A 19,643-nucleotide genomic window follows, 5' to 3' on the forward strand; every position below is an offset into this window, starting at 1 on the left:
GGCATTGTTGCGGGAGGACGAAATGCTCAAGGATTTTCAACTGACCGGTAAGCGAGCTGTCATAACCGGCGGCGCAAGGGGTATCGGGCGAGCCATTGCCGAGCTTTTCGTTGAAGCTGGCGCGACGGTCATCATCACGGATCGCGATGAAGCGGCCGGCAAGCAGACGGTTGCGGAGCTCAATGCGCGCCGACCTTCATCTGCAAGCCTCTACATTCTGGATGTCACGGATCGTGATGCAGCGGAACGAACAGCCGAAGCGATTGCTACCGAGGTCGGCGTTCCCGACGTTTTGGTCAACAATGCGGGCATTGTTCGCAACGGTCCGGCGAGCGAAACGTCTGAAGCAGACTGGCGCGCGGTGATCGACGTCAATCTCAACGGCGTCTTCTTTTGTGCTCAGGCCTTTGGCAAACGCATGGCTGCTGTGGGGCGCGGAGCAATTGTCAATATCTCTTCCATGTGCGGCGAGATTGTCGTCTATCCGCAGCCGCAGGTTGCCTATAACGCAGCTAAGGCCGGGGTAAACCTCATCACCAAGTCTTTGGCTGTTGAATGGGCAAAGCAAGACGTGCGGGTCAACGCGGTTGCGCCGGGTTACACCGCAACAGAACTCACGCTTGCTGGCCGCAACAACGAGGAATGGTTTTCAACCTGGATGCGCATGACGCCACAGGGGCGGTTGGGAGAACCGCGAGAGATCGCGAATGCCGTTCTTTTTCTGGCGTCCGACGCTGCAAGTTTCGTGACGGGAACAGTACTTGCCGTAGACGGCGGTTATACCGCGCTTTGATTTTGGGAGAATGAGATGACTGAACAGGCAAAAATTGCTCTGGTCACCGGCGCAAGTCGCGGTATTGGTCGAGCTATCGCAATTGGCATGGCCAAGCGTGGCTTCGATGTCGCGATCAACGATATCGAACGTCAGAAAGATGTATTGCAGGAAGTGGCCCAGGAAATTGAGGCTACCGGTCGCCGTGCGCTGACTGTTTATGCCGATGTGAGCAATAAGGCTGACGTCGAAGCGATGGTTAAGAAGACGGCTGATGCATTTGGCCGTATCGATGCGATCGTCAACAATGCCGGTATTCTGATCGCGAGCGATGTTGAGCACCTCAAGGAAGAGCATTGGGATAGCGTTCTTGATGTCAATGCGAAGGGAACGTTCCTCGTCGTGCAGGCTGTGCTGCCTTACATGAAGCAGCAGAAATACGGCCGCATCGTCAATATCGCTTCGATTGGTGGCAAGCACGGTGCACCGGAACAGGCGCATTATTCGGCATCGAAGGCTGCGGTCATGGGCTTCACCCGCGTTCTTGCGCAGGAGGTAGGCACCTACGGGATTACAGCCAATTGTGTTTGCCCGGGGATTATTCTGACCGATATGGGACGGGTCAATCTGGACGATGTTGCCGTGCGCCAGTCCTGGCAGGAAAAGACCGCCATGCGCCGCATCGGCGACCCGGAAGATGTTGTGGGACCGGTGGCATTTCTGGCTTCAGATGACGCTGGCTTTGTTACGGGCCAGAGTCTCAACGTCGATGGCGGAATTGTGCTGAGCTAACGCCGCGTTTTAAAGCCTGACCAACAAACGTTTTTGGCACGGCAGTTGCTGGCTGCCGCGCGCGTTTGCCCGACCGCGATAATGTACTTACAGATCGACCGGGCGACCTGAGGCTTCTTCCTCAAGCGTGATGGCGACATCAGCATTGGCTGAAAGCCGGACCTTGTCGCTTTCGATGTCGGCAACGAAGCCAAGTTCGATGTAGTGATGATGGTCGCTATGTTGGCCGGAATTGTCGGTCTTCTTGAGCTTAATCCGGTCGCCCTCCAGCCGGTCCACCGTGCCAACATGCACGCCGTCTGCACCGATTACTTCCATATTCTCGTGAATTCTATGCTGCATAGGGATTTCCTCCGCTTGAGCTTCAGATGAATTCAACATCTGCAAATGGGATTGCCGTCTCTAAACTAGTGCGCGTTTGCCTCTTGGCTATGGCAATGAGTGAGGGAAATCCCGTTGCGCAAAAAAATCAGCCCGACGCGGGCTGGGTAATCCGTGGGATGCTGGTTCAGTTATTCGAACACGCGCGCGAGTTCAGAGGCGCGCTGTGCCGTTAATTCCGGATCGAAGTTGCTGTCTTCGAAGGTGCGTATAACGACCCGAGCAAGCTGGTCTCGGTCATCATGAGTTGATGGAGACCGGCCCAAAAGCTCGCAACTGCGATTGTAAGCTTGTTGCAATAACGACAATTCTGTCTGGCTGAAGATGCCACGATAAGCTTCGCTTCGAAATGGCATTGGCTTTCTCCTCTGTTGATATCAGAGCGCCAAATAATGCGGACCAGCAAGGAACATTACCGTGAACTGGGCGGTGGTCATCTTAGCTACAGGGCAGAAACTGAAATCAGTTCAGGCTTTTCAGTGTGAGCAATTCCTGCGCAGTCATCTCATCCGTGATCAGCACTTGCGCTTTTGTGGTCATGATACTGGCGCGGATGATCTGCGCTTTGCGGACGCCGCCCGCCGAGATGATCACTTTTGGCACTTTGCGCAGTTCCGTTGGGTTGATGGCCATGGCGCGTTTGTTAATCGGATGATCGACAATTTCACCTGCCTCATCAACAAATTGGCACAACACATCGCCAACTGCGCCTGCAGCCTGCAGGCTTTCGGCATCTTGCGCCGTCAGCAAGCCACGACGGAAAATAGATGCCTGTTTGCTGACATCCGCTACACTCAAAACCGCGAGGTCAATGTCGGACACCTTGCTTTTTAGCGCCTTCAAATCCTGGATTTCCCACAATTCCTTGGCTAACGCGACGTGGGGCACAAAGACGGGCGCAGTGATCTGAAAGAGTTCGGTCTTGTAAAACTCAGCCAGCCGCCATGCGACGGCAGAGGGATTGTCGGCCATGGAATGTGTCAATCCGCCGAGCAGGGAGATCACCGACAGGTCATTGATTTCACGCCATTTCAGATGGCTCATACAGGCCTGCAACGTCGCACCCCAGCCAACGCCGATTGTCAGCCCGTCTTGCAGGCGATCTGAAAGATAACGTCCGGTGGCGTGGCCGATCACGGCGGAGATACTGGCTTCGGATTGATCGGAAGAGGGCACGACAATGGCTTCAAACAGCCCGAGGTGTTTTTCTAGCGCACGTTGCAAACGTATGAGCGGCTCGGCATGGGAATTCAGAGAAATCTGGACGATGCCCTCGTCACGCGTGGCAGCCAGCAGCCGGAAAGCCTTGATCCGGCTGATATCCAGATTCTGCGCTACCTGCTCCTGCGTCAGCCCTTCAATATAATAGAGCCACGCGGCACGTAGTTTCAGCTCATCCTGATCTGCCTGAAACTTGGTTTTCGGCTTTGTGCTGCGGGCCATTATTCTACCTTTTGCGTCTTTCGTCCAAGAAGGCTCACCATCTCATTTGAGCGCGATAATGATGCGATAATTACCTTTACGTCAAGAATTGTTTGAAAACATAAATGAACAAAAATATTTGGATTGCAAAGAATGTACAAATAAATCATATGTTGTCGCATAAATTGCGGAGACTCTCCTGTTGGGAGAGGGGTGTTCAAGAGGTGGGAAATGCGAATTCTGATTTCAAACGACGACGGTATTGATGCTCCCGGCATTGCGGTGCTTGAGAAAGCCGCGCGTCTTTTGAGTGATGATGTTTGGATCATCGCGCCGGACGGAAATCGCAGTGCAAACGGACATTGTGTGTCTCTTACGGCTGGGTTTTCGGTCAACAAGCTTGCAGATAAACGTTACGCCTGCACGGGTACGCCGGTGGACTGCGTGATCGCTGCAGTTCATTGGGTATTCCGTGATCAGCAAATGCCGGATCTCGTTTTGTCGGGCATCAATGCTGGGCGCAATGTGGCCGAGGATGTGTCTTATTCCGGGACTATGGCGGTTGCTCGTGAAGGTGCTCTGAACGGCATGGCCTCGGTTGCTTTTTCCGCGCCGCGCGACTGTGAGGCGTTCGATGCGGATGCTCTGGCGTGGCTTGCCAGCCATATTCGCAATTTCTGGGAAACCAGAAGTGATTGGGCGCATGACGGTCACTGGCTGAACGTCAATCTGCCGCGCAAGCTGCCTGCCGCATTAGAAATGGCTGAAATCGGCCGAGACAAGAACCTGAAATATGTAAATCTTTTCGAAGAAACAGAAAATTCAGTTCGTATCCAGCCATTGGCGGATCGTGATTACAAATCCAACGGCAACGATGAGAATGCGTTGATTGATGCAGGCAAGGCCAGCGTGACCAATCCGAACTGGTTTGGTCATTCGAAAGTGCCGGCATCGGTGACCGCACACAAGCCTGCTTGATATCCAAGGCATGTAAAAAATACACCCCCATTGGCACAGGCTAACGGGGGTGTATTTTTATAAAGGCCAGTTTTCTGGCCCTTGAAAAGCTTAACCGCCGATCAGTGGGTAAACCACCTTGATCATGTCCTCAAGGTGGTCATTGGCAAAACCTTCGTGCTTCAACACCTTGCTTTCAACGCGACCATCATCAGAAAAATGATGTTCCATATAGCCGACTTCGCGGGTGCCACCCATTTCCGGGACAAGCTCTTCAGTTGTCGTAAAGGCGATTGAAGAGCACCATTCCAGATGCACATTGCCACGCTTGGATGAGCGCTGCTGATGCAGGTGGCCGCTGGCGATTAAGCGCAGCTTTGGGTGGTTGATCAGACCCTCAAGGCGACCCCAACCCTTTGGATCGACAGTCCAATAGGTCAGCTCGGTACTATCCGTATTATCGATGTAAATCGGCTGGTGGGAGAATACGGCGAGGTAACGGTCACCGGACGACGCGATCTGTTGGTCTATCCAGTCAAATTGTTCGGTTTCCTGCGGCAGGCCGGAACCAATCAGCATTGAACTTATACCGATGATTCGCCAATTGCCCTGATCGATAACCCAGCGGTCTGCACCAAAATACTCCGCAAATCTGGCATAGCGCGCGGCATTGATGGCGCTGCCATTTTCACTTTCAGGCTTGGAAAGGTTGGGATTGTCGCCGACGTCATGATTGCCCGCAAGAAAGTGGATGGTCTTGCCGGATTCCTTAAAGAAATCCCGGCATAACGCATAGTCCTCGTCATAACGGATGCCGTCCAGGGTCACATCGCCCGTGTGGATGATGAAGTCGTGATCCGATCCCGCCAGTGGTTCGGCGAGCAGGCGATTGTTCTCGCGGAAATGCTCGGTACGCGGCGAAAGGTGAGTATCTGAAATTTGTAATATGCTGAATCTGGACATGTTCGCTCCCATAATGAATGAGCCCTAGTACAAAGAAACTCATTTTGTACAAAAGTATTGACTACGAATAAAAAGTTCAATAATTTTTTTTGCGGATGGAGACTGGTTCCTTGGGTTTGTCCCAAAGTGTTGCCAGTCAGGAGCTGTCTTTGTGCCGATGGGGTTGCGAAGGCAGATATAAGCATTGGGAGGGGACGCGAATGTCGGGAATTGAGATCGTCAATCTCAACAAGAAGTGGACGACATTCCACGCGGTCAATGATGTGAATTTTACCGTGGAGCCCGGCACGCTGACTGTGCTGCTTGGGCCTTCGGGTTGCGGTAAATCCACTTCTCTGCGTCTGATTGCCGGTCTGGATTCTGTGACCTCCGGCCAGATCATCATCGGCGGCAAAGATGTCACCAACGCGCCGCCTGCGAAGCGTGGTCTGGCGATGGTGTTCCAGTCCTATGCCCTGTTTCCTCATCTGACCGTTGCAGAGAACATTATTTTTGGCCTGCGTGTGCGCAAAGTGTCTGCCGGTGAGCGTGATCAGCGTTTAAAGCGCGCTGCCGATATTCTGGGTCTGTCGCATCTGCTGGATCGACGGCCATCGCAGCTCTCCGGAGGTCAGCAGCAGCGTGTTGCTCTGGGGCGCGCCATCGTCGCAGAAGCTTCCGTGTGCTTGATGGACGAACCGCTTTCAAATCTCGATGCGCAGCTGCGCCACGATATGCGCAAGGAAATCCGTAACTTGCAGCAGCAGCTCGGTATGACCATGGTTTATGTGACCCATGATCAGATCGAGGCCATGAGCCTTGCCGATCAGGTTATTCTGATGAAGGGCGGCAAGATTGAGCAGAAGGCAAAGCCTTCCGAACTCTATCTGGAGCCCGCCACCACGTTCGTTGCCCGTTTTATCGGGACACCACCGATGAACATCATCCGTATGGCCGATTATGACGGCAAGGCCGCTATCAGCGGCGCCCCAGATGGACCCGCGATTTTGAGCGATCCTGCCCGGGGACTTGTGCTGGGATTACGCCCCGAGGAAATCCGTGTGGCGGAGGAGGGGCGCGTGAAAGCCTCTATCGAAGCCATCGAGTATCACGGTGCGGACAGCATCCTTGAATGCCGCGTCGGCGACCAGTCTTTGCAGGTGCGTATTGAAGGCATCCGTCGCCTCAATCGTGGCGATACCGTCGGTCTGACATGGGCGCCGTCTGCGGTGCATGTGTTTGATGAAGCGGAAGGACATCGCGTCGAGCGCACGGCCTTAGCCGTTTAACCAGAAAATGATCGGGGAACGATCATCCCTTGGGAGGAGAGAACAATGAATTTGCAGGTAAAACGATCTGTAACGCTCTTGGCCACATCTGCTATGCTGGCCGTAGCGGGCGGTTGGGGAACAGCCCAGGCAGAACCCGTCGAAATCAGCTTCTACTATCCGGTCGCAATCGGCGGTCCGGTCACCAAAATCGTGGATGATCTGATCACCCGTTTTGAAGGGCAGCATCCGGATATCAAGGTAAAGCCGATCTACTCCGGCACCTATCCGGAAACGTTGAGCAAATCGTTGACGGCTTTCAAATCCGGCCAGGCGCCTGAAGTTGCGGTCATGCTCTCGACTGACATGTTCACACTGATCGATGAGGATGCCATCGTTCCTTACGAGGACATGGCCAAGACCGACGATGACAAGGCATGGCTTGCAGGCTTTACGCCAGTTTTCATGGTCAACAGCAAGAGCGAAGACAAAACATGGGGTGTGCCGTTCCAACGCGGCACCACCGTTTTCTTCTGGAACAAGGATGCCTTCAAGGAAGTCGGTCTTGATCCGGAAAAAGGTCCACAGGACTGGAAAGAAGTTGTCGATTTCGCAACGAAGCTGACCAAGCGCTCCGCTGATGGAAGCGTCGCGCGTTGGGGCATGCAGGTGCCGTCGTCGCTGACGTCCTACTGGCTGTTGCAGGGATATGTTGCGCAGAATGGCGGCAAGCTTGCCGAGCCGGATGGAAAAACCACCTATTTCAACGCGCCTGAAGTTGTCGAGGCAATGCAATATTGGGTTGATCTGGCCCATAAGCATAAGGTGATGAAGCCCGGTGTGATCGAATGGGCGACCAATCCGAAGGACTTCTTCGAAGGCCGCGCCGCTATGATCACCACCACCAGTGGCAATCTCACCAATGTGAAAACCAATGCGCCGTTCCCGTTCGGTGTGCAGATCTTGCCAAAGAACAAAGCCTATGGCGCGCCGACCAGCGGCGGCAACGCGTATATTTTCAACGTTGAAGACAAGGCAAAGCAGGAAGCCGCCTTTCAGTTCGTAAAATGGCTATCCTCTGCCGATCAGGCTGCCGAATGGAGCATCAAGACGGGTTATATCGCTGCCCGTGATGATGCTTGGCAAACGGAAGCCATGAAGAAATATGTTGAGGAATTCCCGGGCGCAAAGGTGCCGCACGACCAGATTCCTTACATGGTGCCCGAACTTTCAACCTATGAAAATCAGCGTGTCGCGCGCGTGATCGATGATGCGATCGAGGCTTCGCTGACGGGCAACAAGAGCGTTAAGCAAGCTCTCGACGATGCGCAGGCTGAGGCCGAGCGTATCCTCAAGCCCTACCAGTAATACCATTGGCATGAGAGCTTTGTGTGGTCTGTCCATATGAAGCTCTTCATCATTCAAGAATGACAATGCGGTGTGTGACCGGCAGAGCCGGTTCCCATCATCGTAAGAAGGCTGGAGAAATCGCGTGAACCAGGCGAAAAACCAGATAACACCATGGCTTTTGCTGTTGCCGGCTACCGTTTTGCTGGCAGTGTTTACGCATATTCCGGCCGTGATGACGTTCATCAACAGCTTCTACCAGACGCCGCGTGGCAAGCGTTCGCCTCGCTTTGTCGGCGTTGATCATTATACGACAATGATCAGCGACCCGGTTTTCTGGGCGGCCCTCAAGAACAATGCGATCTATGCGCTTGGCACTGTGCCTGCATCCATTGCACTGGCCATGCTGATGGCGATCATCGTGAATTCGTCCATTCGCGGTCGCTCGCTGATGCGCATGTCATTCTTCATGCCGACCGTACTGCCAATGATTGCAGTCGCCAATATCTGGCTGTTTTTCTACACGCCGGGGTATGGTTTGATCGATCAGTTTCTGGGCCTCTTCGGTTTCCATGAAACGAACTGGCTCGGCAATCCTGACACCGTGCTTGGCAGTCTGATGGTGCTGGCGATTTGGAAGGAAGCCGGTTTCTTCATGATCTTCTATCTGGCGGCATTACAGCAGATCAGCCCAAGCCTGTCCGAAGCGGCAGCGCTTGAAGGAACGGGACGCTGGTACTTCTTTCGCCGTGTGACGTTTCCACTGCTGATGCCTACCACTTTGTTTGTGTTGATCAACGCGGTGATCAATGCGTTCCGCCTGATTGACCATGTGATTGTCATGACCCGTGGCGGCCCGGACAATGCCAGCACTCTACTGCTCTACTATGTTTACAATGTTGCATTCCGTTTCTGGGATACGGCCTATGCATCGGCTTTGACAGTTGTGCTGCTGCTGGCGCTTGCTCTTATCGCCTTCGTCCAGTTCGGGGTTCTTGACCGCAAGGTGCATTACAAATGAGTGCAATGACATTACCGCATCAGCCACGCGAATTCTCGTTTTGGCGGGGCCTTGAAACCGTCGGCTGCTATCTATTGGGGCTGCTCTGGATTTTGCCTTTGCTCTATGCCGTGTGGATGGCATTTCATCCAGCGCAGTATGAGGCGCGGTTCGAGCTCTTCGCTCCGGTGACACTGGAGAACTTCAGCAATGCCTGGAACGCCGCTCCCTTCGGGCGCTACTTCCTGAACACGTTCCTGCTGATTACAACAATCCTGATCAGCCAGTTCATCATCTGCACGCTCGCAGCCTACGCTTTCGCTCGCTATGAATTCCGAGGAAAAACCGTGGTTTTCATGCTGGTACTGGTGCAGCTGATGATCATGCCGGAAGTACTGCTGGTCGAAAACTACCGCACCATTGCGAAGTTGGGTCTGGTGGACACGGTAGTGGCTATGGGGCTGCCTTATATGGCTTCCGCCTTCGGTATCTTCCTTTTGCGTCAGACCTTTCTGACGGTGCCGAAGGAACTGGATGACGCCGCGCGTGTCGAAGGGGCAGGGGCACTCACCACGCTTCTCAAGGTCTATGTGCCATTGGCTAAACCGATCTACGTGGCCTATGGTCTGGTGTCCGTCAGCTATCACTGGAACAATTTGCTTTGGCCGCTGGTCATTACCAATTCGGTTTCCACCCGTCCGCTGACAGTTGGGTTGCAGGTATTTTCCTCGCCGGATCAGGGTGTGCAGTGGAGCATTATCTCGGCTGCAGCCTTGATGACGTCAGCGCCTTTGTTGATCGGCTTTCTGCTGTTCCAACGTCAGTTCGTTCAGAGCTTCATGCGCGCCGGTATTAAATAAAAGCAGTGCGCTATGGATAATTCGCGGCGGTGATATCCTGTATCGCCGCCGTTTTCTATTGGTTGGAAAACTGAAGAACATGCGAGCAGTTTCAGCTATAGCAGCCGTCAAAACGATTATGTGAGTGGGGATCGAGACTTAATTTAACTGGTGCCGTTTGCGTGACTCGAATACGCGACCCCATCATTACGAATAGTATACGGCATGATCACTGTATTTCCCTAGTCATCACTGGTGATAACGAAAACAAACAGTTAGCGATAATCATCGTCCTCCTGAATCACCATAAATCCTTGCAATTCCCGTTGAATTGATTGCTATTTGATTGCTAGCAATCAGGGCCACGTAATGAAATTAACAAAGCGCAACGTGGACGGAATTGAACCAATCAACAAGGATGTTCTTCATTGGGATGATGAATCAAAGGATTTGGCGTCAAAGTTACACCAGCTGGCAAAAAGATATTTGTTCTCCAATCCCGGCTGAACGGAAGCTTAAAGCGATTTACGATCGGAGCGTTTGGCGCGCCATGGTCTGCAGACGCAGCTCGCGACGAAGCAAAGCGTCTCCTTGGTGAAATTGTTAAAGGGATCGATCCGTACGAAGCGAAACGCTCGCGTCGTAATGACATCACTATCGAGGAGCTCGGTCAGATCTATTGGGAAATCGCTTGCGCACATAAAAAGTCGCTGACTGTTGCAAATGAAAAGGGGCTGATGGCTCGGCATATCGCTCCTTTAATCGGGCGAACTAAAGTAAAAGATGTTCGCCGAGCGGATATTCAAAAGTTTATTAACGACGTCGCTACCGGCAAAACCGCGGCTAGGATCAAAACAAAAGTCCGAGGGCTAGCCCGAGTTACCGGAGGAAAAGGCGCTGCCAATCGGACGTTAGGCCTATTGTCGTCGATGTTATCGTTCGCCGTTGAGAATGGATATCGTACTGATAATCCAGCGTTGGGCACGAAGCAGTTTAAGCTAAAGACCCATGATAGGTATCTCACTCCAGAGGAATTGGATCGACTGGGAAAAGCTCTCGATTCGGCGGAAAGGAAGGGGGTAAGCATATTTGCAGTTGCCGCGATAAGGTTTCTCTCGATGACAGGATGTAGAAGGAGCGAGACGCTGACTCTGCAATGGTCGTGGATTGATTTCGAACACCGAATAGCGAAATTACCAGATAGCAAAACTGGCCAAAAAGTAGTGCACTTAGGTGACAGTGCACTATCATTGATAAAATCACTCCCAGAAGTCGCCGGCTCACCGTTGGTTTTTCCGTCATCCATAGGAGGGGTTCGACCGCTCAGTGTCCAAAAGATATGGCATGTTATTCGTTCGAGGCGGATCTACGTGATCTGCGTATCCATGATCTTCGTCATAATTTTGCAAGTATGGCTGTGTCGTCGGGACAAAGCTTATATCTGGTTGGGAAATTGTTAGGGCACAGTCAATCTCAAACAACTCAACGATACGCACATTTGGCGCCAGATCCTATACGCGATGCGGCAGATAGTGTTTCGAACATGATTGGCGAAAATTTAAGCCGAACTAGCTCAGAAGATGCTCCAAAACCTAATTAGCTCGCTTTTTTTGTTTTTTATCATATCTGCCACTTGAAACGATAGCATATGGACCGCAGACAGTCTGGTTCAGCCAAAAAAATGTAGTGAAGTGGATATCATTAACTGTCGGCACAACCGCCTGGTTGCCAGCCAGGATTCTTCGCGGCCACTGCTCACCAACTGCAAAATGGCATCTGACCTTAAAGGGGTATGACCTGGCCACCTGTCCCGGGCTCTTACGACCTGAATGGAACTATGAACGCGCGGTTTGATTCAATTGGACGCGTTCAAGGGCGGTCAGCGCCGTCAACCTGTTTTGGCTTCACATTTCAAGACCTGCCTTGCGACTCTCAAGCGTTGAGATCAGATTGAAACCGATGGATCGGAAAGGCTCTGGCGCAATCCAGCTGGCTGTACCCATAATAGCAGATATGTTTCTAAAATCGCCTCGCCCGAGCATGAGTTCTGCGAGATGCCGCCCAAGCATTGTACCTTTGGCGATGCCGCTGCCATTGCAGCCCCCCGAGGCATAGAGCCCGTCCTCAACACGGCCCCACCACGGCGCGCCATTCATTGTGAATGCAGTCGTACCAGCCCACAAATATTCGAACTGCACATCTTTGAGATTAGGCCATCGGCGTTCAAAACGATCTCTGAGCTTGCTTACAGCTTCGCGCTCACCGAGTTCGGCCTCATGCGCATAAAGACTGCGCACCATAATCCGGTTACGATCAATGCGACGCAACGTCGTGCCAAGCCGATGCGAGGGCAACAATCCCCATGCCTCGGACTCGCCTAGTTCATCAGCCCGGCTATCGGCAATTTCTTCAGTCACCGCAGCATAAGTATAAATGGTCGCCATGCGTGATTTCAGATAGCCGAACTTTCGTATGAATGCGTTGGTCGCCAGCGCCAGGTTCTTACATTTTACAACGCCACCTGGCGTCTCCAAAACCCAGCCGTCGCGCTTGGTCAACGTTGTAACCGGTGTGTTTTCATAGACCGCAATGTCGTTTGGTAGTGCATCGGCAAGACCACGGATCAGGGCCGCGGGTTGTAGCAACCAAGTATCCTGCATGTGGATGCCGAAGCGATAATACGCGCTCCCGATACGACGATGAATGTCCTCGCGCGACAGGAGAGTATGGGCAATATTATTGACGCGAGCGACTTCGGCGACTTTGCGTAAAGAGGCTTCGCCGAGTTCTGTTGCTGCACCGCGGATCGATCCCACCTGCCGCATGTCACAATCAATATTATTTTCACGGATGATCCTCATCAACCATTCAAAAGCTTCGGTGAAGAAGCCCGATTGAAGACGTGCCTTTTCAGCCATTTCTATCGAGGCATTGCGCGGCAACACGTCGGACCCTGTGAAACCTGAGTTTCGGGCGGAAGAACCTTCCCCCACCGTCGTCGCTTCAATCACTGCGATACTGGCGTCCGGGTCCAGTTCACGCAATCGACGTGCGATAGCGAAACCGGTAAACCCGGCTCCGACGATTGCGTAATCGACCGCAATGTCTTGATTAAGTGCAGCGCGCTGCTGGCGCGGCGGGAGCATGGCATTCCAACCGCACAGATTGGAATAACGAGGATAGGTTAGCTTTGTCATATTGGTGCCTGAAAGATTTCGGGATAGTGCATCGCACCATCCCGATTGCTCTTATCATTCCTTGAAGTGAGCTTGTTCAGTGAGTAGCGGGCCCAGCGACATCGAACCCTTGAGCTCGAAGCCCCAGTCAAGCTTCTCGTTTCTGATCCAGACCTGGGCCGTTTCTGTCACCGGCACAGCACAAACATCAGCGACAATCAGCTTTTGTGCTTCCTGCCAGAGTTCCATCTGCTTTTTGGGATCAATCTCGGTGCGAGCGGCCTCGATCTGCTTGTCGGCGACTGAGCAATGGCTGAAGTTCGTTACTTGCCCCGGAGCCCCAATCGCGCTGCTCGAATGATAGAACTGCGTCAAAAACGTATCCGCAACCGGGAAGCGTGCCGCGCCGTAATCAACAAGCGGGCTTAAGTCCTTGCGGATCATCTGATGCCAGGTCGCGTGCTCAACCGGTTCGAGCTCAAGCTTGATGCCAGCCTTGGCAAGCTGCGCCTGCAAAAGCTGGTCCGTCGTCGCATAACTAGGCATCTGGCTTGAAATCATCTTGACGGTGAGACCGTTGGGATACCCCGCTTCTGCTAGCAGTGCTTTGGCCTTCTCCACATCTGGCTGGATGAGGCCCGGATCGGGATTGAGCCCGAGATTGTTTGAAGGAATGACTGACTTTGCAACACGCGTGAATTCAGGCCCACGAAACTGTGCGATCTGTTCAGGATTGATCGCGTAAGCAACGGCCTGCCGTACCTTGATATCGTCAAAAGGTTTCTGATTGCGGTTGATATGCACCACTGTCAGTTCGGCAGGATCGAAGATGTCGACCTTGGCGCCGGGCGTTTCCTTCATCCGCTGCAACCAGCGTCGATCGGCATTGCCGGCGGATACATCGATTTCACCTGCGGTAAAGGCAAGATCACGGCCTGCCGCTGCATTAAGGAAACGATACGTGACCTTTTCGATCTTCGGCTTGCCGCGGAAGTATTTTTCATGAGCGGTAAAATGAACCGCAACGCCGGGTTCGATTGATTCAAACTGGAAAGGCCCAAAGCCGACAGGATTGCGGGTAAAACCCTCTCCACGCTCTTCGTACGCCTTCTTGCTGATGATAAAGCCACCCGAATAGTTGGTCACCAGACCGAGCAAGCTCGGGACTTGATTTGCAAGCGTTATGCGCACAGTGTGCGGGTCTACAGCCTCGACGCTCTTGACGGCCTTATAGTCCGTTGCGAATGCAGAGCGCTTCGGATCGGCCGCCTTTTGCAGACTGAAAACGACGTCGTCGGCCGTCACTTCACCATAGCCATGTTGCCATTGCACACCGGGCCGCAGCTTGAAGGTCCAGACCAGATTATTGTCTGTTGCTTCCCAACTCTCCGCAAGATCTCCTTCAATCGTTGCCGGATCAGTAGAGCCGGGCGCAAATCTGACCAGCCCTCCGAATATCCATGCGACAAGGGTACGGTCAGAGGTACTGGCGGCAAAATGTGGATCGAGATTGCCAATATCAGCAGCTGCCGCACCGAGCCGCAATTCGGTCTGTGTTGCGGAAGCTGAGAGCGTACCAAGTGCCGTAAAGGCCATAAGAGCGGCAAGTGCCGGTGGTCCCATGATGCTTTTCAGTTTCATGCCTGTTCCCTTCTTATTGCAGATTATTGTCTTGAGATTTGCTGAGCGCACTGAGCAGTGGGGTGAAGCCTGCTTCGTTCAGTTGGCTGATCGCGGAAATAATGCTGTCCTGACTTTGGGTACTCAGACTGACACGCCCGATATTCTTGAACTTGTGAGCGACCTGGTCCCAGCTCATCGGGTTCGCCACATCGCCAAGCGGGTGGTCGATAACCAGCTCTTTTTCACCGTCACCTTGATCGATCAGCACACGCGCTGGCGTGCGAACTGGAAACGCCGTGGCGAAATCGATCGACGTTTCAAGTTCGATCCGGTTCGCAAGACCGAGGACCTCTATGTCTTTTAGACTGTCGGGATCGACGGGCTGAAGCGCCTCCTGCCCACGCAGCGCCGCAAGCGCGCAGCTGAAATAGAAACTATACTGGCCGCCCTCTAACGTGCTTGGGGTGCGCTCATTGGCGAGACGAAGTCCCTGCGGGAAGGTTTCGATGCGGAGCCTGTGAATGTGACGCCCATCCTGACGCATTTTCAGGATAGCATCGATGGCAGCATGCATATATCGACAGCATGCATAAGGCTTGAGATAACACTTCTGCAGCTCCCACACCTCGCCAAGCTGCCCCAGCAAGATTTTGGGATCATAGCGATCTTCATTGTTGAGCAAGTCTACCGGTCCGGTTGCTCCCGCCCTTGCGCGATAAGCCCCAGTGATACCGGCAACGACAGCAGGTGGGATTCCTTCTTTTACCGTGCTGCCCTGAAACTTGGAGGAGCCAGTCGGGAAAACGATAGGGCCTTCAGAGCCTGCAATCGCCAGCGCATGTGCCATTTCTGTGGCGTCGAGCCCGAGCAAGCGTCCGGCAGCTGCAGCCGCACCATAGCTGACCCACCTGCCACTGGCATAAGTCTCGATGGTGTTGGTGGGGCGTGATGTGGCAACACGCAGAGCGACGTCATAGCCCAGTGCAATGGCATCCAGCATCTCTGCATCCGATGCATCGATGGATTGGCCGACAGCAAGTGCTGCAGGAATGACGCCAGCCCCCGCATGGCCTGCCGCTCCACGATGGCCATCATCAATATCGAGCGCACTGGCCGCCGCACTATTGGCCATGGCAGCGCCCACAACGCTCAGCTTCAAATCCGTGAGCCAGACCTGAGCTACGCCTGAACCGTAGACATCGGATGCTGCTTGCCTCGCCGAAGCAGCCAGGCGTGAATGAAGGCCTGCTGCGGTTGCGCCCATCAAATCGAGCATTAGCAGCGAGATGGCTTCGCGCGTTTCCGACGGCAACGCGCCTTTGGGGTGGCCAGACACAAATTCAGCAAGTTGAGTTAGGGCATGCATTTTCGAAGGACTCCAATCTAGCTCGCCATACGAATGAAATGACCGTCCGCAGCCATGCTCCAGCGTGCCGCTGGTGCGCTATAACCGACGGGTTTGAGCGGACTTCTGGGTGGACCGGCATCGGCAGCTCGCCGCCTTGTTCCCCGCTGATCGGGATGTGTTATCGGGATCGCCGAAAGTAACCGTTGCGTATATTCGTGCCCCGGTCGTCCGATCACGTCATCACGTGGTCCGATTTCCACGATTTCACCGAAATACATCACCGCAACACGGTTGCAGATGCGCTCGACTGCGGACATATCGTGGCTGATGAACAGATATGAAATGTCAAATTCCCTCTGAAGATCAATCATCAGATCAATAATTTGACCCTTGATGGCGACATCAAGCGCCGACACCGCTTCATCTGCGATGATCAGCCGTGGAGCCATTGCGAGAGCACGCGCAATACAGATACGCTGGCGCTGTCCGCCAGAAAATTCATGCGGCAGACTGGATGCGCGATTGGGATCCAAGCCAACACGCTCCATCAGCCATTCCATCTTCTGTTGTGCGGCTACACCAGTCTCCAAACCATGAACTTTCATTGGTTCCATGATTGCCGAGCCAATGGTCTGACGTGCATCAAGAGAACCAAAGGGATCTTGGAAGATCATCTGTACTTGCCGTTTCAATGACGACAGGCTTTTGCGATCCAGATAGTCAATCGTCTCCCCACCAACGGCGATCTTGCCGTTGTGCACGGGTGCAAGATTGATAATCGCCTTACCAATGGTGGATTTTCCTGAACCGGACTCGCCAACCAGTCCAAGTGTCTCGCCTTTGCTAATGCTGAACGACACATCTTCGACCGCATGCACTGCGCCCGTGGCACGGCCCAATAGGCCACCGTGGACCGGAAATCTTACCGAAAGGTCGCTCACTTCGAGAACCGGCGCTGCGGCATTCGCCATCAAGGGACTATCGACAGGTCGGGCCGGAATCGTTTTGGCCTGCAACTTGCCGACCAAACTTGGGGCCGCTTCGATAAGGCTGCGCGTATATGCATCTTTAGGATTGCTGAAAATTTCCATCACCGAGCCGTGCTCAATGACGCGCCCATGGCGCATGACCAGAACGTCATCAGCAACTTCGGCAACAACGCCCATGTCATGCGTTATAAATAGAACCGCCGTTCCAGTTTCCTGCTGCAACTCCTTCAACAGTTGAAGCGTCTGAGCCTGCACAGTCACATCAAGCGCGGTTGTAGGCTCATCAGCAATGATGAGATCAGGATCGCATGCCAGTGCCATCGCAATCATCACACGCTGTCGCATTCCACCCGAAAAGGTATGTGGATACTGATTAACGCGCTGCTCCGGGTCGGGAATGCGCACCTTGCGCAAGAGCTCCAGAACCGCTTCCTGCAGTTTTTTCCCCTTGAGCTTCTTGTGAATTCTCAGAACTTCGGCAAGCTGTGATCCAACAGTCTGTACCGGGTTAAGAGAGGTCATCGGTTCCTGAAAGATCATGCTGACCTTGCCGCCTCGCACGCCTCGCATGTGCGCTTCAGGCAGTTTTAGCAAGTCTTGTTGGCCAAGCATTACAGCGCCCTCAGCGTTGGCGATGCGATCAGGCAGAAGACGCATGATCGCCAGAGAAGTAACGCTCTTGCCAGAGCCGGACTCTCCCACCAGAGCCAGTGTCTTGCCTGGCTCGATCTGGAAACTGATCCCATGGACAACCGGCTTTCTGGCGAATGAAATCTTGAGATCACGAACAATGATCGCAGGCTGGACAGTCATTAGCTGGCATCCTTCAGTCGTGGATCGATTGCGTCACGCAGACCATCGCCGATCAGGTTGAGAGCAAGAACGAGCACCAGAATTGCAAGGCTCGGATAAAGAGCCAGATGGAAGGAGCTCAGAATATTGTCGAAGCCTTCGCGAACCATGCCACCCCAAGTCGGCGTCGGCGGGGCCAGCCCTAACCCAATGAATGCGAGCGACGCCTCGGTGCGAACTGCAGTGGCCATCCAAAGTGATGCCATGACCAAGATCTCCGGCAGAATGGCAGGCAGAATATGGCCGAACAGAATGCGCGTATGGGAAAAGCCCATCGCGTGACAGGCCTGAACATATTCGCGGTCGCGCTGTGTCAGAACACCTGCGCGGGCAATTCGCGCAAAGGCCGGTATAGCGGTGAATGCGATAGCAATGACAATATTCGTCAGCGTGGCCCCCATAAGGGCGACGAGTGCCAAACCAAGAATCAATGATGGAAATGCCAGTACGACATCCATGATCTGCATCACAATGATGTCGGTCTTGCGACCCACATAACCAGCAATCATGCCCAGAAACGAGCCAATTATCAGCGCGATCAGAATGGCCAGAAATCCAATGCTTAGCGAATACCGGGCTCCATAGAGTAATCGCGAAAGAACATCACGACCGAACTGGTCCGTGCCCAGCAGATTTTCTGTACTTGGCGGCGACAGGTAAACGATGATGTTCTGTTCATTCGGATCATATGGCGCCAAGATTGGAGCAAAGGCCGCGCACAGAATGAGCGTCAGAACAATCGCTACACCCAGCCAGGTAGAGAAATTCAATCGACGTAGAAATTCCCATCGAGACTGCACGCGCGGCGCGGCAGATGAATTGGTGGTGATGGATGTCATTTGTACTGAACCCTCGGATCGAGGAAACCATAGGTCAGGTCGGTCAGCATGTTCACCGCAACAACCATAAGCGTATAAATGACGATCATCCCCTGCAGCAGGGTATAGTCACGCTGGGTCAAGGCGTTGAGAATTAGCTTACCAAGACCTGGGCGAGAGAAGACGATTTCGGTCAGAACGGAATTACCGATCAGAATACCGAGATAGAGCCCCACAACCGTCGTAATTGGGATCGTGCAGTTACCGAGCGCATGACGCCAAACAACGGCGTGATGTGAAGCGCCTTTTGCCTTCGCCGTGCGCACGAAGTCCTGGTTCAAAACTTCGAGCATGGCCGAACGGGTGACACGTGTAATATACGCCATCATGATCAGTGCCAGCGAAATGGTTGGCAGTGCCATTTGCCTCAAGCGGTCCAGCAATCCATTGCCGCCACCTGAACTAATCACTGGAAACCAGCGCAACTGGATTGCAAAAATCATGAGCAAAATGATCGCTGCAACAAACGCTGGAAGGGAAAGACCCAACAGGGAAACAAGGCGCAGCAACAGATCAGCCGGCTTATTTCGTTTCACTGCTGCCCAAACACCTGCGGGAACACCCAACAGCACCCCCAGTATGAGCGACGCGATTGTCAACTCCATCGTATAGGGCAGTACGTTCATGATCTCGGTTGTAATCGAGCGGCCGGTTATCATGGATGTCCCAAGATTGCCCTGGAGTACACCCAGCATGAAGCTCCCGTACTGGACAATGATCGGCTGATCCAGACCAAGCTTGTGATGCAGTGCAGCGATACTTGCGGGGCTAGCTTGATCGCCAAGGATCACAAGAGCTGGATCGCCCGGCAGAACACGAACTATTACGAAGACCAACGTCAACACGCTGAACAGCGTGAAGAGCGCGAAGCCCATTCGTTTGATCAGGAACGACACCATGCTGTTGTCCTCGCTTCAAACAGATGTGGGGGAGCATGACAGGGACGTGCGTCAGCAACCTGAAATCAGGTGTAAAGACAGCAATCTTTGAACGCTCCTCCCTCGTTCAAAGACTTAACGCCGTGGTTGAATGACAGCGAAAAATGTGACAGAAGTCA

17 protein-coding genes and 1 pseudogene are annotated in these 19,643 nt (G+C 53.4%); 8 read left to right on the forward strand and 10 right to left on the reverse strand.

Annotated elements, in window-relative coordinates:
• Positions 1–22 precede the first annotated feature (22 nt).
• Both QBD01_RS10260 and QBD01_RS10265 read left to right on the forward strand, forming a co-directional pair.
• Positions 23–793, forward strand: a complete 771-nt coding sequence (locus QBD01_RS10260) for an SDR family oxidoreductase (RefSeq protein WP_280992698.1) — start codon at positions 23–25, stop codon at positions 791–793.
• 15 nt (positions 794–808) lie between these two features.
• Positions 809–1,564, forward strand: coding sequence for an SDR family NAD(P)-dependent oxidoreductase (locus QBD01_RS10265; protein ID WP_280992699.1), 756 nt, complete (start codon positions 809–811; stop codon positions 1,562–1,564).
• 87 nt (positions 1,565–1,651) lie between these two features.
• On the opposite strand, the gene QBD01_RS10270 is transcribed toward QBD01_RS10265, so the two are convergent.
• From QBD01_RS10270 to QBD01_RS10280, 3 genes are all read right to left on the reverse strand, one after another.
• The gene (locus QBD01_RS10270) at positions 1,652–1,906 is read right to left on the reverse strand and encodes a DUF2171 domain-containing protein (RefSeq protein ID WP_280992700.1); all 255 of its coding nucleotides are present in this window, start codon (positions 1,904–1,906) and stop codon (positions 1,652–1,654) included.
• 170 nt (positions 1,907–2,076) lie between these two features.
• Positions 2,077–2,301, reverse strand: coding sequence for a hypothetical protein (locus QBD01_RS10275; protein WP_182519748.1), 225 nt, complete (start codon positions 2,299–2,301; stop codon positions 2,077–2,079).
• 106 nt (positions 2,302–2,407) lie between these two features.
• On the reverse strand, positions 2,408–3,388 hold the full coding sequence (locus QBD01_RS10280) for a sugar-binding transcriptional regulator (RefSeq protein ID WP_280992701.1): 981 nt from the start codon (positions 3,386–3,388) through the stop codon (positions 2,408–2,410).
• Positions 3,389–3,598: 210 nt separating this feature from the next.
• Between QBD01_RS10280 and surE the strand changes: the two genes are divergently transcribed.
• On the forward strand, positions 3,599–4,345 hold the full coding sequence (gene surE, locus QBD01_RS10285; RefSeq protein WP_280992702.1) for a 5'/3'-nucleotidase SurE: 747 nt from the start codon (positions 3,599–3,601) through the stop codon (positions 4,343–4,345).
• Positions 4,346–4,435: 90 nt separating this feature from the next.
• On the opposite strand, the gene QBD01_RS10290 is transcribed toward surE, so the two are convergent.
• Positions 4,436–5,287, reverse strand: a complete 852-nt coding sequence (locus tag QBD01_RS10290) for a metallophosphoesterase (RefSeq protein WP_280992703.1) — start codon at positions 5,285–5,287, stop codon at positions 4,436–4,438.
• A gap of 200 nt (positions 5,288–5,487) precedes the next feature.
• On the opposite strand from QBD01_RS10290, the gene QBD01_RS10295 reads away from it, so the two are divergent.
• The 5 genes and pseudogenes from QBD01_RS10295 (at position 5,488) to QBD01_RS25445 (ending at position 11,320) form a co-directional block, all read left to right on the forward strand.
• Entirely contained in the window at positions 5,488–6,555 is a 1,068-nt protein-coding gene (locus QBD01_RS10295) for an ABC transporter ATP-binding protein (RefSeq protein ID WP_280992704.1), read from the forward strand.
• Positions 6,556–6,600: 45 nt separating this feature from the next.
• Positions 6,601–7,902: an ABC transporter substrate-binding protein gene (locus QBD01_RS10300; protein WP_280992705.1), complete on the forward strand. Its 1,302-nt coding sequence runs from the start codon at positions 6,601–6,603 to the stop codon at positions 7,900–7,902.
• A 124-nt stretch (positions 7,903–8,026) separates the two neighbouring features.
• On the forward strand, positions 8,027–8,902 hold the full coding sequence (locus tag QBD01_RS10305) for a sugar ABC transporter permease (protein WP_280992706.1): 876 nt from the start codon (positions 8,027–8,029) through the stop codon (positions 8,900–8,902).
• A complete protein-coding gene (locus tag QBD01_RS10310; RefSeq protein ID WP_280992707.1) occupies positions 8,899–9,741 on the forward strand; it encodes a carbohydrate ABC transporter permease in 843 nt (280 codons plus the stop codon). Before QBD01_RS10305 ends, QBD01_RS10310 begins: the two co-directional genes overlap by 4 nt.
• Before the next feature lie 419 nt (positions 9,742–10,160).
• Positions 10,161–11,320, forward strand: a pseudogene (locus QBD01_RS25445) (tyrosine-type recombinase/integrase).
• Between the two features lie 304 nt (positions 11,321–11,624).
• On the opposite strand, the gene QBD01_RS10315 reads toward QBD01_RS25445, so the two are convergent.
• Genes QBD01_RS10315 through QBD01_RS10340 form a run of 6 tightly spaced genes read right to left on the reverse strand, consistent with a single transcriptional unit; the run spans position 11,625 to position 19,485 of the window.
• On the reverse strand, positions 11,625–12,917 hold the full coding sequence (locus QBD01_RS10315) for an FAD-dependent oxidoreductase (protein ID WP_280992708.1): 1,293 nt from the start codon (positions 12,915–12,917) through the stop codon (positions 11,625–11,627).
• Positions 12,918–12,971: 54 nt separating this feature from the next.
• Positions 12,972–14,537: an ABC transporter substrate-binding protein gene (locus QBD01_RS10320; protein WP_012092305.1), complete on the reverse strand. Its 1,566-nt coding sequence runs from the start codon at positions 14,535–14,537 to the stop codon at positions 12,972–12,974.
• Positions 14,538–14,550: 13 nt separating this feature from the next.
• The gene (locus QBD01_RS10325) at positions 14,551–15,885 is read right to left on the reverse strand and encodes an MmgE/PrpD family protein (RefSeq protein ID WP_280992709.1); all 1,335 of its coding nucleotides are present in this window, start codon (positions 15,883–15,885) and stop codon (positions 14,551–14,553) included.
• A 17-nt stretch (positions 15,886–15,902) separates the two neighbouring features.
• On the reverse strand, positions 15,903–17,669 hold the full coding sequence (locus QBD01_RS10330; RefSeq protein ID WP_280992710.1) for an ABC transporter ATP-binding protein: 1,767 nt from the start codon (positions 17,667–17,669) through the stop codon (positions 15,903–15,905).
• A complete protein-coding gene (locus tag QBD01_RS10335; RefSeq protein ID WP_280992711.1) occupies positions 17,669–18,547 on the reverse strand; it encodes an ABC transporter permease in 879 nt (292 codons plus the stop codon). The genes QBD01_RS10330 and QBD01_RS10335 overlap by 1 nt, the downstream gene beginning before the upstream one ends.
• Positions 18,544–19,485 (reverse strand): ABC transporter permease, encoded by a 942-nt coding sequence (locus QBD01_RS10340; protein WP_280992712.1) that lies wholly within the window; start codon positions 19,483–19,485, stop codon positions 18,544–18,546. Before QBD01_RS10340 ends, QBD01_RS10335 begins: the two co-directional genes overlap by 4 nt.
• Between the last annotated feature and the right edge of the window lie 158 nt (positions 19,486–19,643).

The sequence above is a fragment of the Ochrobactrum sp. 19YEA23 genome, from assembly GCF_029909865.1.
GTDB classification, from domain to species: Bacteria; Pseudomonadota; Alphaproteobacteria; order Rhizobiales; family Rhizobiaceae; genus Brucella; species Brucella gambitense.